General features: G+C 63.4%; 7 protein-coding genes. 2 read left to right on the forward strand and 5 right to left on the reverse strand.

From position 1 onward, the window contains the following. Window positions 1-54: 54 nt before the first annotated feature. Complete coding sequence (locus tag ACQY7R_RS24695; protein WP_428308216.1) at window positions 55-5988, forward strand: ATP-binding protein; 5934 nt, start codon at window positions 55-57, stop codon at window positions 5986-5988. On the opposite strand, the gene ACQY7R_RS24700 is transcribed toward ACQY7R_RS24695, so the two are convergent. Together ACQY7R_RS24700 and ACQY7R_RS24705 are read right to left on the reverse strand one after the other, a co-directional pair. Then, window positions 5982-6188, reverse strand: a complete 207-nt coding sequence (locus ACQY7R_RS24700) for a hypothetical protein (protein WP_428308217.1) — start codon at window positions 6186-6188, stop codon at window positions 5982-5984. The two genes, ACQY7R_RS24695 and ACQY7R_RS24700, sit on opposite strands and share 7 nt — an antisense overlap. 273 nt (window positions 6189-6461) lie before the next feature. Beyond that, entirely contained in the window at window positions 6462-7091 is a 630-nt protein-coding gene (locus ACQY7R_RS24705; protein ID WP_428308218.1) for an OmpH family outer membrane protein, read from the reverse strand. Between the two features lie 343 nt (window positions 7092-7434). Between ACQY7R_RS24705 and ACQY7R_RS24710 the strand changes: the two genes are divergently transcribed. Continuing rightward, complete coding sequence (locus ACQY7R_RS24710; protein ID WP_428308219.1) at window positions 7435-11190, forward strand: beta strand repeat-containing protein; 3756 nt, start codon at window positions 7435-7437, stop codon at window positions 11188-11190. A gap of 46 nt (window positions 11191-11236) precedes the next feature. Here the strand turns inward: ACQY7R_RS24710 and ACQY7R_RS24715 are convergent, their stop codons facing one another. The 3 genes from ACQY7R_RS24715 to galE form a co-directional block, all read right to left on the reverse strand. Beyond that, window positions 11237-12127, reverse strand: coding sequence for a peptidylprolyl isomerase (locus ACQY7R_RS24715; protein ID WP_428308220.1), 891 nt, complete (start codon window positions 12125-12127; stop codon window positions 11237-11239). A 255-nt stretch (window positions 12128-12382) separates the two neighbouring features. Next, a complete protein-coding gene (locus ACQY7R_RS24720; RefSeq protein WP_428308221.1) occupies window positions 12383-13687 on the reverse strand; it encodes a DUF3748 domain-containing protein in 1305 nt (434 codons plus the stop codon). Window positions 13688-13693: 6 nt separating this feature from the next. Further along, complete coding sequence (galE, locus tag ACQY7R_RS24725) at window positions 13694-14677, reverse strand: UDP-glucose 4-epimerase GalE (protein WP_428308222.1); 984 nt, start codon at window positions 14675-14677, stop codon at window positions 13694-13696. Window positions 14678-14733: the final 56 nt, after the last annotated feature.

Here is a 14733-nt window from a genome sequence, read left to right on the forward strand (position 1 = left end):
GGCGCCCGCGAAGCCAAGAATCGTTAACCACTCCCCTGTATTCGACTTGTGACGATGCCTAGCACGCCCACCCATCCTGGCGACGACGAACCATCGGCCGTTCAGCCAATGGTTGCCGGGAGATTTACGCGCCAGCGGCGGCTTGGGCATCGCCAAGGGATGGATATCTATACGGCGAGCGATGTCGAAACAATCGACACCGTCGTTTTGAAGACAGCGCCTATTTCCAACTACACTCCCGGCTCGTTGATGCGGCTGGAGTATGAGGCCGGCGTCATTCGCCACCTGCACAGCGACTGGGTGGCGCCGCTGGTCGACTTCGGCCGCGATGGCGAGACAGTCTTCGTGGCTTGGAAGTATTTTCCGGGCATGCCGTTGGAAGAGCGGCTGAAAGCGGGACCGCTGACGCTCCCCGAGACGATTAACCTCGCTCGGTCGCTGTTGTCGGCTCTTCGCGACCTGCATGCCAGCCAAATTCTCCATCGCAGCGTGCGGCCGGCGAACCTGATTCTCGGCGACCGCGAGGCCGACGGCCGGGCGACGCTCGTCGATTTCGGCCCTACGCGAGCGATCGAGCCAGATGCTCCGCTCAACCGGCAGCCGCTCGATGTGGCGCTCTACGCTTCGCCCGAGCAGGCGGGGTCGATCGACCATGACGTGACGGCGGCGTCGGATTTGTACTCGGCCGGTGTCGTGCTATTTCATTGTCTAGCGGGTCGGCCGCCGTTCGAGGGGAACTCGGTCGGCGCGATCTTGTTCGAACATATGACCCTGCCGGTGCCGCCGATTGGCGGCGCCGAGGGGCGCGGGCATGTGCCGCGGGCGATTGAAGAACTGGTCGAGCGGCTCCTCAAGAAAGATCCCCGCGATCGTTATCAAGCGGCGGAAGCAGCGCTCGCCGACCTCGAGGCGATTGCCGAGCAACTCGCTGCCGGCGTCGACGAACCGAGCGTCGTCATCGGCGTGAGCGACCGGCGGGCGACGCTGACGGAACCGGCGTTTGTGGCCCGCGCGCAGCAAGTGGCGGCGCTCGACGCCCAGATCGAACGGGCGATCTCGGGGCGCGGAGCGGTCGCGCTCGTCGAAGGCGAATCGGGCGCCGGCAAATCAAGATTATTAGCGGAGACGCTTCGTCGCGCTGCCCGGCGCGGCTGCTGGGTGCTCCGCGGGCAAGGAACGAGCGACGTCGCCCAGCGGCCGTTCAACCTGCTCGATGGCATCGTCGAGGGGTTTCTCGCAGCGGTGCAGTCGCGTCCAGAACTCGCGGTTCGCGTGCGCGAAGAACTTGGCGGTTACTGCGATGCGGTCGCCGCGGCGCTGCCGGCGCTCGCGACCGTGCTGCAAGTCGATGCTGCTAACAAAACGGCGCCGGAAGAGACGGGCGAAGCGCGGACGATTCAGGCCCTCTCGCATTTCCTCGACGCGATTGGTTCGGCTCAGGCTCCTGCGTTGATCTTGCTCGACGACTGCCAATGGGCAGATGAACTGACGTTCAAACTTATTCGCCGTTGGCACACCGACGGCGAACTGCGACCAGGCTTCCACCGGCATGTGCTGCTCGTCGTTGCTTTCCGTGCCGAAGAAGTTGCCGAAGACCATTTGCTCCGCAGGTTCAACGCTGCTGCCCATCTGCAACTTCCGCCGCTCACAGCGGAGGAAGTACAGCAACTGATCGAATCGATGGCGGGCGTGCTGCCGGCCGAAGCAATCGACGCGGTGATTCGGCTTGCCGAGGGCAGCCCCTTCATGGCCGCCGCCGTGTTGCGGGGGTTGGTCGAATGCGGGGCCCTCACGCCCGCGGCCGAAGGCTGGGCGGTCGACGCCACAGCGATGGCGGACGCCGGTTCGTCGAGTCGCGCAGCGTCGTTCCTCACGCGTCGTCTCGATTTGCTGCCGCCGGAGACGATCGAGTTTCTGTCGGCCGGCGCCGTCTTGGGCAAGCAGTTTGAACTTGAGATGGCGGCGGAACTCTCGGCGATGAGCCCCGCCGACGCGATTGCCGCGCTCAACGAAGCCCGCCAACGGCAACTGGTGTGGATTCGTCCGGACGGCGCCCAGTGCGTTTACATCCACGACAAAATTCGCAGCGCATTGCTCGATCGCCTGCCGGCTGAGCAACGGCAGCAGCGGCACGAGCGGGCGGCGAAATACCTGCTCAAGCACTCACCCGAGCGCTATTCGGAGCTCGCCTATCACTTCGACGCCGCCGGCGATCGCGCGAACGCCCTCCCCTTCGCGTTACGGGCCGCCGATCAGGCGCGATCGCAGTACGCTCTGGAAGTCGCCGAGCAGCAGTATCGCATCGCCCTGCGCGGGGCGCAGAACGATGCGGTGCGGTTCAACATTGTGGAAGGCCTCGGCGACGTGCTGTTGCTGCGGGGCAAATATGCTCAGGCCGGCGAATTCCTCGAAGCGGCGGACAAGCTGGCGGACGACGGTCTCGCGAAAGCAAAAATTCGCAGCAAGATCGGCGAACTGTCGTTTAAACGCGGGGACATGGATTCCGCGATCCGCGATTTCGAACAATCGCTGCGGCTGTTGAATCGATATGTGCCGCGGCGCGGTTGGATCACCTGCTTGTTGCTTGCCTGGGAAGGGGCCGTGCAGGTGCTGCACACGCTCTTCCCGCGGATGATGCTGTACCGAATCAAGCGCGAGCCGAACGACGCTGAACGGCTGGCCCTGCGGCAGTTAAGCAATCTCGCGCACGGCTATTGGTACTCGCGCAACGTGAAGATGGTCCTGTGGGCCCACTTGCGCAACATCAACCTTGGCGAACGGTTGCTGCCGAGCGCCGAGCTAGCTCAGGCGTACTCTGAACACGCTCCTGCGATGACCCTCGTCGGCTACTACAGCCGCGCCGTGGCGTACGCGCAGAAATCGCTCGATCTGCGGAAAGACATGGGCGATCTGTGGGGCCAGGGGCAATCGCTGGTTTTCTACGGCATCACGCTATTTGCCGCGTCGCGGTTCGACGAGTGCATCGAGAAGTGCCGCATGGCGATCCGTATCCTTGAGCGGATGGGCGACTACTGGCAGATCCACATGGCCCGCTACCAAATTGCGGGGTCGCTCTACTATCTCGGCGACCTGCAAGGCGCGGTGCACGAGGCGCAACTCAATCACAAGTCGGGGCTCGAAACGGGCGACGAGCAAGCGTCGGGAATCATTCTCGACGTCTGGAGCCGCGCTTCAACGGGCGCTGTTCCGCGGCACATTATCGATCCGGAACTGAAGCGGCCGCGCACCGATGCGCAGGGCACTTGCCAGCTCATGTTGGCCGAGGGTGTGTGCCGGCTAGCCGGCGGCGACCTCGATAGCGCCGTCGAAGCGTTCGACCAGGCGGTGCAAGTGGCAGCCGACGTCGGCGTGAAGAACGCCTACACGCTGCCGGCGCTAGCGTGGGCGGCGACGGGGCGGCGGCTCCTTGCCGAACATTTGCACGAACTGACGCCGCAGCGGCGAAACCAACTACTAGCCGAGTCGGCGCGTTTCGCTCGGCGTGCGATCAACGCTCGCTTCCTCTGCGCGAACGACGTGCCGCAGGCGCTTCGCGAGTATGCGGTGGTCCTGGCGATGCAAGGGCGGATGCGGAAGTCGCGCCGCATATTCGCCTGGGCGATCAGCTCGGCGACGAAGCTCAAGGAACGTCGCGAGCTCGCGCGAACGCTTATCGCGTCAGGCGAAATCGGTCTCGAGGCAGACTGGCCAGACGCTAAACTCCACACTCGCCAAGGCGAAACGCTGCTTGCGGAACTTGCCGCGCAAGGAGACGTGGCGACCGACGTCGATTCGTCGCGTGATCGCGAGGCGGTCAATCTTTCGTTGGTCGATCGATTCGATACCGTGCTCGACTCGGGCCGTAAAATCGCCTCGGGCCTCGCCGCGGATACTATTCACGAAGCAGCGCGCGGCGCAGCGCTGCGGCTGCTGCGCGGCGAACGCTGCTATGTGATTCCGCTTGATCCAATCGATCAGACGGGCGACCTCACCGGCGTGCCGGCCGCGCATACGGCGACCTGCCAGCGGGCCATCGATCGCGCGCTTCTCGCGCGGCGGGCCTTGGCATGCGTTGACGAAGCGGCGGATAGTACTGCCGACGACGGCCCCGAGCGCTCCGTCCTGTGCGTGCCGATTTACGTCCGCGGGCGGGCGGTGGCCTGCTTGTACGTGACGCACGATCAGATTCGCGATCTGTTCGGCCCTGACGAAGAACGTTTGGCCGACTTCGTGGCGACGATCGCCGGCGCCGCGCTCGAGAACGCCGAAGGCTTCGCCGAGTTGCAACAACTCAATGCGTCGTTGGAGCAACGCGTCGCCGAGCGGACCGCCGCCGCCGAGTCGCGGGCTCGCGAACTCGCGATTTCGAACAGCGAACTCGAACGGACCGCGAACGAACTGCGCGCGGCCGAGGAAGAACTTATCGGCGCCAAGCTTGCGGCCGAGTCCGCCAACCAAGCGAAGAGCCGCTTCCTGGCGACGATGAGCCACGAAATCCGCACGCCAATGAACGGCGTGCTCGGCATGACGGAGCTCGTGCTCCATACGCCGCTCAGCGATCAGCAGCGAAACTACGTCGGCGTCGTCAAGGACTCTGCGAACGCCTTGCTGATGCTGCTCAATGACATTCTTGATTTGTCGAAGATTGAAGCAGGCCGGATGGAGCTTGAATCGATTCCGCTCAACCTCCGCGAAGTCGTGGCCGAAGCGACCCGACTGCTCGGCGTTGCGGCGACCGGCAAAGGGCTCGAACTGCTGTGTCGCATTGCGCCGGACGTGCCGGAAGGCTTGCTCGGCGATCCGAGCCGTTTGCGGCAGATTGTCGTCAACCTGGTGAGCAACGCCGTCAAGTTCACCGCCGAGGGCGAGGTGTTCGTCGATGTGAGCCTCGTCCGTCGCGAAGATGGGCGAGCGGTCGTGCGGATGGCGGTGCAAGACACCGGCATCGGCATCGCGAAAGACAAGATCGACGCGGTGTTCGAAGCGTTCCGGCAGTCGGATAGCTCGACGACGCGGCGTTACGGCGGTACTGGGCTGGGGCTGTCGATCTCGATGCAACTCGTGCAGTTGATGGAAGGCCGGATCTGGCTCGAGAGCGAACTCGGCCAGGGAAGCACCTTCTTCTGCGAGATTCCGTTCGCCACGAACGCGGAATTCGCTCCCGCAGTAGCAACGGCGTCGACACTTGCCGGCGAGGCGCTGTTAGTGAGCAGCAACGCCCACTCGCGCATGATCTACGGCGAGATCTTGCAGCAATGCGGCGTCGAGGTCCAAGCATTGGCAACGGGCGAGTTCAGCGGCGCCTCGACGGCGAAGCTCGCGCTCATCGACCTGAACGCTACCTGCCAAGACGAATGGGACGTCGTCGAACAATTGACGCTCGCGCCGGAGGAACGTCGCCCCGCGATCGTGATGCTCATTCCAGCCGGCCAAGTCGAAGCGGCTGACCGCTGTCGCGGGCTCGGCATCGAGCATGTGCTCATCAAGCCGGCGAAGTTGTCCGAAGTGCGCGCGACGATCCAGTCGATTTCCTCGCGCGGCAGTCAGCCAGCCAAGGCGACGATGAATTCGTCGTCGTCCCTGGCGGAACAGCGGCCGCTGCGCATTCTCGTCGCGGACGACAGCCCGGTGAACCAGGAAGTCGCTCGCGGCCTGCTCGAACTCTGCGGCCACACCGCGTCGATCGCCGACGACGGCTTGCAGGCCGTCGAGCTGTTTGAACGCGAGGCGTTCGACTTGATTCTCATGGACATCGAGATGCCGGAACTCGATGGTCTTAGCGCTGCACGGCGAATCCGCGCGATCGAGGCGGAGCGTGGTCAGCCGCGAACGCACATGATCGCGCTCTCGGCCCACGCGCTCGTCGGCTTCACGGCGGAATGCGAAGCCGCCGGCATGGATGGCTACATTGCCAAGCCGATTCGTCCCGACGAACTGTTCGAAGCGACGCGCAAGATCGGGGCGGCCGTCGAACTCGCGGCTTACTGACCGTAGATCATCGGCATGCCGTAGCTAACGCCCTGGCCGCCAACCGGAACCGTGCCGGGGGGGCAGACCTGCGGGCAGACTTGCGGGCACATTGGGATGCAGGCTTGAGTTGGCGCCGGCGTGTTGCGTCGGCAGAGCGACGTACATCCAACCGTACTTAGGGCAACCGCCAATAGGGCGACGAGTGATTTCCGTTCCATCCGAGTAGCCTCCTAGCGCGTCTCGCGCGAGTTTCTTGCCAGGCGAGACTCAACCGCGAGTCATCGCCTAGCAATCATTACCCGCGCCGAGTCGACGTGTCGGAGCGCTGGAGGGAGAAATTCGACAATCGTACCGCCAAGTTGGTAAGCCTTGGCGATGGCGCCGCGTGTGGGGAGCTCTAGCCCCGGGCTCTGCCCGGGGGTGGGCAACCATTCCGGCACGCATCGTCGCGCGTGAGGCAACCCCCGGGCGGAGCCCGGGGCTGAAACACGCTAGCGAGTTTGCTGATCGGCCGGTTGGGCGTCGATCGGCGCGGCGGCCGCTTGTAGCGGCTTTGCGGTGGCGGCCGAAGCGACTGGGCTAGCTGCCAGCAGGTCGTTGAGCACCTCTTCGGTAATGTCGGCGCCAGGGGCGACGTCGTAGAGAACGTTGTCGTTACGGGTGACGATCACTGTCAGCCCCCGCTTTTGGGCGACCCGGCGGGCGACCGGCTTGATCTGTTCGCGAAATTGGGCGATCAGCGTCGCCTGATGCTTCTTCAGGTCGGCCTCGGCTTGTTGCTTCACCTTATTCAGGTTGGCGTTCGCCTGCTTTTGCCAGCTGGCGACCGTCACCTCGGCTTGCTCAGGCGTCGTTTCGCCGAGCGTCTTCTTCTTGTCAGCGATCTGCTCGTTGTACGACTTCGCCAGGTCGACCAGTTGCTGGCTAAGCGACGACTGCCGCTGAGCGATGGAATCGACGATTTGCTTGTCGCTGCCGAGGCGTTGGGCGATGGCGTCGAGATCGATGACGGCGACGGCGCCGGTCGAGTGTTGCTCAACGACTCCGGTCGATTGATTGCATCCCGCGGCGAACCCCAATCCCAGCACGGCCGCAGCCGTCCATCGTCCCACTACTCGCATCGTCGCATCCTTCCGTAGACACGGTAAAAGTCGCAGCTCAAAGGCCGCGGTCGCCCATTCCGCAGGGTTCGACCGTCCCTTTCAGGCCTGTCCGCCGGCCTCGCGCCACGCGGAGGATAGGAAACAGCGTCAGATTTCGGCAGACCACTTTGCGGAGGACGCTGGCGCCCGAATTTCCTTCCCAAACAACCAATTTTGAGAGAGTTCGACTGTTGGTAGTGCTAAGGGACGCCGATACAGACCCAGTAAGCTGCACCGACTTTGCGGATTGTACGGATCGTACGGCCTGAAAGAGCGGCCAAGTCGGCTGCGGAACGGGTGCCAAGGGCATAAGGAGTTTGTCGTGTCGAGTTGTTTCAACGGCGATTGGCATGGACGCCACCTAGGGTTGACCGCTGCAATGCTGGCGCTGCTGGCGTGCGGCTCATCGGCGAACGCGCAAAGCGCCGATGGCTTGCCCTTTGAGTCGTCCGCCAGCGGACGGATTTACAACGGCACCACCCCCTTGCGGCTCTGGCATCAGACCCGCGGCTACGGCATGGAGGCCTCGCAGACGGCCTTCGGCGGTCGTATGGCCGTTGATCTCGTCGATGCCATCGGCTTCCTCGACGGACAGTTCCGCGTGTCGAACGAAAGCCAGTTCGGCATGGACTTCGGCGGCGGCTTCCGCTGGATGGCCCCGAGTCTGCTCACCGGCGACACCCGCGTGTTCGGCCTCACCGGTTGGTACGACGGCCAAGAGACGACGCTCAACAACTACTACAACCAGCTCGGCGTGAGCTTCGAAAGCTTGGGCGAGCAGATCGACTTCCGCGTCAACGCGAACATCCCGCTTGAGAACGTCAAGTCGGGCGACACGGTGATCACCACCGACACCATCAGCTACTCGGGCAACTTCCTGTCGATCGCGACCCTCATTCCGAGCGACGTCGCCCTGCGGGTCGTCGACTTCGAAGCGGCGCCTCGCATCTTCGATCTCAACGCCTGGATCTACGCCGGCGGCTATCAGATGGATGGCGACAACGTCAGCGAGATGGGCGCCAAGGGCGGCGTGCGCGGCTACGTGACCAACGACCTCGCCGTCGACGTCGGCGTGCAAGACGACGACCTCTTCGGCACGAACACGGTCTTCCAGGTGATTTGGACGCCTGGTCGTACCGGTGCCGGCCCGACGTCGTGGGTCCACACGCTGGCCGACCGGATGCGGGAGCAGGTGTACCGCAACAACTACATCGCCACGACGCAGGTGCAAAAGCAGGGCGCCATCAACCTCACCGACGTTGATGGGCAAGACATTCGCATCGTCCACGTCGACTTCACCAGCTCGTCGCCTGGCGACGGTACGGTGGAGAATCCGTACACCTCGATCAACAGCGCGAACGGCACGGGCTCGCAGCAGGGCGACATCATCTTGGTGCACGCTCAAACTGGCGCCAACGTTTACGCTGGCCAGTCGTTGTCCCTCCAGGACGAGCAACGCTTCCTTGGCGAAGGCGGCGGCGTCTCGCACACGGTCGTCACGCAGCAGATGGGAACCGTCACGCTGCCTGAAACGTTCGCTGGGGCTCTCAACGCCACCCGGCCGACGATGCAGAACTCGTCCGGCTCGGCTGCGGTCACGCTCGCTGGCAGCAACCAGGTGAGCGAAGCGTTCGCTCAGATGGAAGTCTCGAACTTCACGTTCGACGGCGGCGCCAGCGCAATTATCTCGGGCACGAATGGCGTTGCTGCGGTTAATATCAACAACTTGGACGTCAAGAACACCACGAGCCACGGCATCGATCTTGCCGACATGACGCAGACGTTGGCCAACGGCACGACCCGTTCGCGGTTTGCTCCGACGATCAATAAGGTCACCTTCGACAACGTCGGCGGAGACGACATCCGCCTGACCTCGACGACCAGCGAAACCACGATCTCGCACGCAACAGCGATTTCGAACATCACCAGCACGAACGGCCACGGCGTCGGCATCAACTTGCAGCAGAACCAACGCGCCGCCACGATCAACAACTTCGACTGGAACGGCGGCACGACTGGCACCGGCGGTCTCCTTGTGTTCGAGGCTGGTACGCAAGGTAGCGTCACGCTCAGCAACTCGGCCAACGCGGATGACAACGTCATCACCGGCGGCCTCGTCGGAACAGCGTATGCAATCAAACTCGACAACAGCGCCGCGACGCACACCGTCACTGGCACGAAGATCCAGCAAATGGGCGGTGATTCGATCGTTGTCAACGACGGCGCCGCGAACCTGAACTTCACCGGCGAGATCTCGCAGACTACCAACGCCCAGTCGGTCTTGAGCGTCACGGGCGGCCACACCGGGACGTTGACTTTCGTCGAACTGACGGCCAACAACGGCGTGATCAACGCCACGACCGGCGACGGCTTGCAGTTCGACGATGCTGACGGCAACTACATCTTCACCGATACCGTCAAGCTCACTGGCACCTCGCAGGCCATTAACGTCGTCGACTCCGACGGCACGCTTACTTTCCAAGATGCTCAAATCACCGATACCACTGGAACCGCCATCGCCTTCAGCGGCGGCGAAGCGAGCATGACCTTGACCGGCAAGGTCACGCAAACGACCAATGCCACGGTCTTGAACGTCACCAACGAGCACAACGGCACGTTGACCTTCAACGAGCTGACCGCCAACGCTGGCGTGATCAACGCCACCAACGGCAATGGTCTGCAGTTTGACAACGCCAATGGCGCCTACATCTTCAACGACAAGGTTACCCTGGCTGGCGCCACGCCGGTTATCAACGTCAACGCTGCCGACGATGCGGCCACCTTCACCTTCAGCGAAGTCGACATCGATTACAGTGGCGCCGGCTCGGCTGTCACGATTGCCAATAGCGACCTGCAAGCCTTTACCATCAGCGGCGACATCGACGTCGCCTCTGGCGGCGGACGGCCGGTCACGATCAACAACAACACCGGCGGCAGCATCACGTTTAACACGACGATCGACAGTACTCAGAACGGCATCCTCGTGACTGGCAACAGCGGCACGACGATTCGCTTCGCCGGTCAAACGACGCTCAATACGGGCGCCAACAACGCCGTCACGCTCACCAACAATACGACCGGCGGCGTGCGGTTTGACGCGATCGACATTACCACGACTGGCGCCGGCACTGGTTTCGTCGCCAGCAATACCGCGAATCTCACAGTTCAAGGGACTGGTAACACAATTACCACGGCCAACGGCGTCGCTCTGTCGCTCACAGACGTCGAAGTCGGCTCGGCGGGCGTCACCTTCCAGTCGGTTACATCGACCGGCGGCGGCACGGCTGTGGTGCTAGATGATGTCACTGGCGGGACGGTCACGATCAACGGCGGTTCGCTCACCAATCAAACTGGCGATGCCATCGCGGTCATCGGCGGAGCGAATCTCGCGGTCAACAACATGACCATCACCGGTTCGGGCGGCGACGGCATCAACATCGATCTGACCACCAACGTCGCCTCGACGATCTCCGTCGCCAACACGGTGATCAACAACACCGGGGCCCTCGGCATCGATTACAATCGCGGTTCGCTGGTCACCAACACGACACGCCTGACGCTGACCGGCAACACGATCGACACGACGGCTGATCAGAACGTCCATATCGACATCAACGGCAGCGGCACCGCGAACGTTACCGTCAACGGAGCTAACCAGTTCACCAACAGCAGCAACGACGAAGCCTTGCTAATCACCACCAGCGGTGGCGCCAGCAAGACGGTCAACCTGTTGGTCGACGGCAGCACCTTCAGCAACAACGACACCACGGCCGCTGCGGCTCGTATTCAGACGAACGGCGCCGGTACGGTGAATGCCACGGTCACCAACAACAACTTTGACAACAGCACCGCGACCACTGGCCGAGCACTCACCGTGCGGACGAACAGCTCAGCCACCATGCGTCTGAACCTCAACGACAACAACGGCAACAGCGGGACGGAAGACCCCTTCAACCTGGAGCGTGTATCGGGAACGTTCCGTGTTGAAGATCTGGCCACGGTTGAGGCTCGCAACAACGGCGCCATGGACATCAGCCCGACCATTACCAACGACGCCGGCCCGATCCCGACTCCGTAGTCGGGACCGAGGCCGGTGAGTTGCGAACGGAATGTTGGATGACGACCTAGCGAGCCGAACGATTCCGACGGCTCGACAGGAAGGCCCCGAGGAGCCCCAAGGCTCCGAGGGCGACGGTCGAAGGCTCCGGTACTGCCGAAACTGGCGGAGCCGCCAGCGGATCGACCGGCGGAGCCAACAGTGCCGCTTGTGCGGCGGCCGCAGCGGCCGCTTCGTTGGCGGCGACGAGCTTCAGGTGGTTCATGATTGGGCCGACGAACGAGAAGTCGGACGCCGCATTCACCACCTGCACGCTCTTCACGACGACGATATTGCCGTCTGCGGTGATCGGTACGTCGCTGAGGGCGAGATTGCCCGTCTGGCCGAGCTCGCTGGCGAGGTCGCGCTGATTGAGCTGCATGATCTTGTCGATCGTCGACATGTTGCTGATGCGAGCGAACGGCACGAATCCTTGGCTATCGAGGAAGTTGTTGTCGCCAAGGTTGATGAAGAAGCTGCTCGTACCGCTGTTGGGCTGACCCGACTGCAGCGCGAGCGACACGGTGCCGCGGGTGTTCGAGATCGAGCTGAAATCAACCTGCCCGTCGCCGTCGGCGTCGACGACGACGCCGTCATTCAGCTTCTCGATCGAGCTGTTCATGGTGGCCCAGAAATCGGGGTTCGTGGGGAAGCCCATGAACCCGCCCATCTGCAGCACGAAGTCGTCGGCCGTGCCGGCGTTGCCGTCGGCCGCGCGATTCACCGAGCTGAAGTGGTATTTGCCCAGACCGATGTAGGCGACGATGTTGTCGACCAGCGGCTGGAGGTTCGGATCGTTGTTGGGGTTCAACTCCATGTCGAACGAGCCGACGCTCGTGTTGAACCGCATCGTTTGGGCGAACGCCCCGGTGGTGGTCAGAAGGGCTAGAACCGTAGCCAGGCCAATTCGGGTAAGCATGCCTCTGCGCCGCTCTCGTGAAAGTGAATCGATGGTGTTCCGCGCTTCGGCCGCCCGCTGAGAAGAGGCGCCGAGAGTCCTGATTATAGTTGGGGCCCGGAAAAGCGTCCGGCTTTTTGCTGGGGATTTGCGGTTCGCCCGCCCGTTTTACCGGAAAAACCGGTCGCTGGTTGCGGTTTTTGAGGGCCACCGGACGCGGGGACAGTCGTCACGACGCCTCAGTTTCTCCCGAAAACTGGGGAGTGAGGCTCCAGATTACGTTACGTCGGCAACGTGCAATTGGTTCCAAACGCTCCCATCGGTGGCTGGAACTTGCCGGACGAACGCGACCTGCCGACCATCGGGGGAGAAGACGACCGCCTCGGGGCGTGGCGCCTGGACGGCATCCGTTGGCGGAGTGAGCCGTCGTGATTCGCCGGTGGCCGCGTCGGCGAGCATCACGCTGCCGTCGGCGACGTAGGCGATCGTCGAGCCGTCGCGATTCCAGGTGAACGCCGAGGCGACGTCCCACGGATCGCACGTAAGCTGCCGCGGCGAGCCGCCGTTGGGCGAGACGAGCCACAGCTGCACGACGCCATCGTCGTCGCGCATCAGGCAGGCGATCCGCGAGCCGTCGGGCGAGCTCCGCGGCCAGTGGCGCACACCCTGAATGCCAGGGAACTTTCGGTCGGCCGTAGAGGTGAGCCGCCGCTGCACCACCGCGAGCGGAGGCTGCGGCCGCAGTGTCGGCGTACCCTGGAGCGGCCCGTCGCCCGCCTTTCGCATCGCGTGCATAGGTGGCAGGTCGACGATGAACAGTTCGGTGAGCGGTTTGCCCTGCTCATCAATCGCATCGCCGAGAAACGCGAGCGATCGATCTTGGTGCGAACCATCGACGCGGTCGTAGCCAGCGAGGCCGACCCACGCCTCTTCGTACGCCTTCGCGATTTCGTCCGAACCGGGTCGCGGCTGCCGCACCGTGCGGGTAACGAGCGTCGAGTAAAACTCGCCGTCATGGTTTCGCGGATGCGACCGCGGGACGCTCACCGCGCCGAGCGGCACGGCGACGCCGACGTTCCGCTGATTGAGATCTCCCTGTCCTGTCGCCTCGCGGGTCGTCAGAACGTGATCGTCGTAAGTAAAACTGACCCACGCCCCATCGCCGCTGAAGATATGGACGTGCGTCCCGCCGCGGAGCGCGCCGGGCGTGAACGGCGGCGTCAGGTCGCGGGCGTCGAGGTTTATTGCTTGTTGCGGGTGAACGCTATCGACGATCACGCCTTGCCGATGATGCGGCCCATACTCCCAATCGGGCGTCGGATCTTCCGGCCCGAGAATAAACGCCACGCGATCGTCGACCGGCGAGTAGCTCGCCACGCCGCAGCACGCGCCGCGTTGGCTCTCGTAAAGGACTTCCACACGCCCCGTCGCTACGTGGACGCGCTCAATGCGAGTTCCGTCGAACACGCTGCCGGCCGCATCGCTGCGGACATCGTACACAATCCACTCGCCATCGGGCGACCAAACGTTGGCGTTGGTGAGAATGTGGCCATGGGGCGCCGTGGTAAGCTGCCGTTCCATGGGCGTTCAGCCGCCGTAGCCGTTGGGGTGCGACTTGTGCCACTTCCACGCGCTCTTCACGATCGGCTCGATGCCGACGTACTTCGGCGTCCAGTCGAGCGTTTTCCGCGCGAGCGAGGCGTCGGCCACCAACTCCGCCGGATCGCCGGCACGTCGCGGCGCCATCTTATGCGGAATCGCATGGCCCGTCTCGCGGCGGCAAGCGTCGATCACTTCCATCACGCTCGCGCCGGCGCCGGTGCCGAGGTTGAGCTTCAACCCCTTGCCCGGCTGCAGTCGTTCAAGAGCGGCCAGATGCGCGGTCGCCAGATCGTCGACGTGGATGTAGTCGCGAACGCACGTGCCGTCGGGCGTCGGGTAGTCGTCGCCGAACACGGTGATCTCTTGCCGCTGGCCAAGCGCCACCTGCAAGATCAGCGGAATGAGATGCGTCTCAGGCTTGTGATCCTCGCCGATCGTGCCATCCTCGGCGGCGCCGCTGGCGTTGAAGTACCGGAGCGCCGCGAAACCAAGGCCGTAGGCGTGGGCGTAGTCGTCGAGCGCCCGTTCGATCACTAACTTCGTGTAACCGTACGGGTTGATGGGATCTTGCTTCATCCCTTCGGTGATCGGCGACTTGTCGGGCGTGCCGTAGGTGGCGCACGTGCTACTGAAGACGATCTTGTTCACGCCCGCCGCCCGCATCGCATCGAGCAGGTTGAGCGTGCCGACGACGTTGTTGCGGTAGTAGGTCGCCGGATCGGTCACCGAGACGCCGACGTAGGCCAGCGCCGCGAAGTGCATTACGGCGTCGTACTGACGTTCAGCAAAGACTTCGGCCAAGCGGTTCTGGTCGAGCAGATCGCCCTCGATCAACCGGCCCGCCGGCGTGGCGGCTTTGTAGCCGTTCATGAGATTGTCGAAGATCCAAACGTCGTGCCCCGCCTTTGTCAGCAGTCGCACAGCGTGAGAACCGACGTAACCTGCTCCGCCCGTAACGAGAATTTTCATCGCGAGGTCTATCTTTTGCGTCTAGCGTGTAGGCGACGCTAGCCGCACCCTCCGGG

Origin of the sequence: Lacipirellula sp., from assembly GCF_965279485.1 — a bacterium.
In the GTDB taxonomy this organism is placed as follows: Bacteria; Planctomycetota; Planctomycetia; order Pirellulales; family Lacipirellulaceae; genus Lacipirellula.

What these genes read in the sequence shown, in the direction of transcription:
- ACQY7R_RS24695 (WP_428308216.1), top strand. Translation starts at nt 55, where the DNA reads ATGCCTAGCACGCCCACCCATCCTGGCGACGACGAACCATCGGCCGTT.
- ACQY7R_RS24700 (WP_428308217.1), bottom strand. Translation starts at nt 6,188, where the DNA reads ATGGAACGGAAATCACTCGTCGCCCTATTGGCGGTTGCCCTAAGTACG.
- ACQY7R_RS24705 (WP_428308218.1), bottom strand. Translation starts at nt 7,091, where the DNA reads ATGCGAGTAGTGGGACGATGGACGGCTGCGGCCGTGCTGGGATTGGGG.
- ACQY7R_RS24715 (WP_428308220.1), bottom strand. Translation starts at nt 12,127, where the DNA reads ATGCTTACCCGAATTGGCCTGGCTACGGTTCTAGCCCTTCTGACCACC.
- ACQY7R_RS24720 (WP_428308221.1), bottom strand. Translation starts at nt 13,687, where the DNA reads ATGGAACGGCAGCTTACCACGGCGCCCCATGGCCACATTCTCACCAAC.
- galE (WP_428308222.1), bottom strand. Translation starts at nt 14,677, where the DNA reads ATGAAAATTCTCGTTACGGGCGGAGCAGGTTACGTCGGTTCTCACGCT.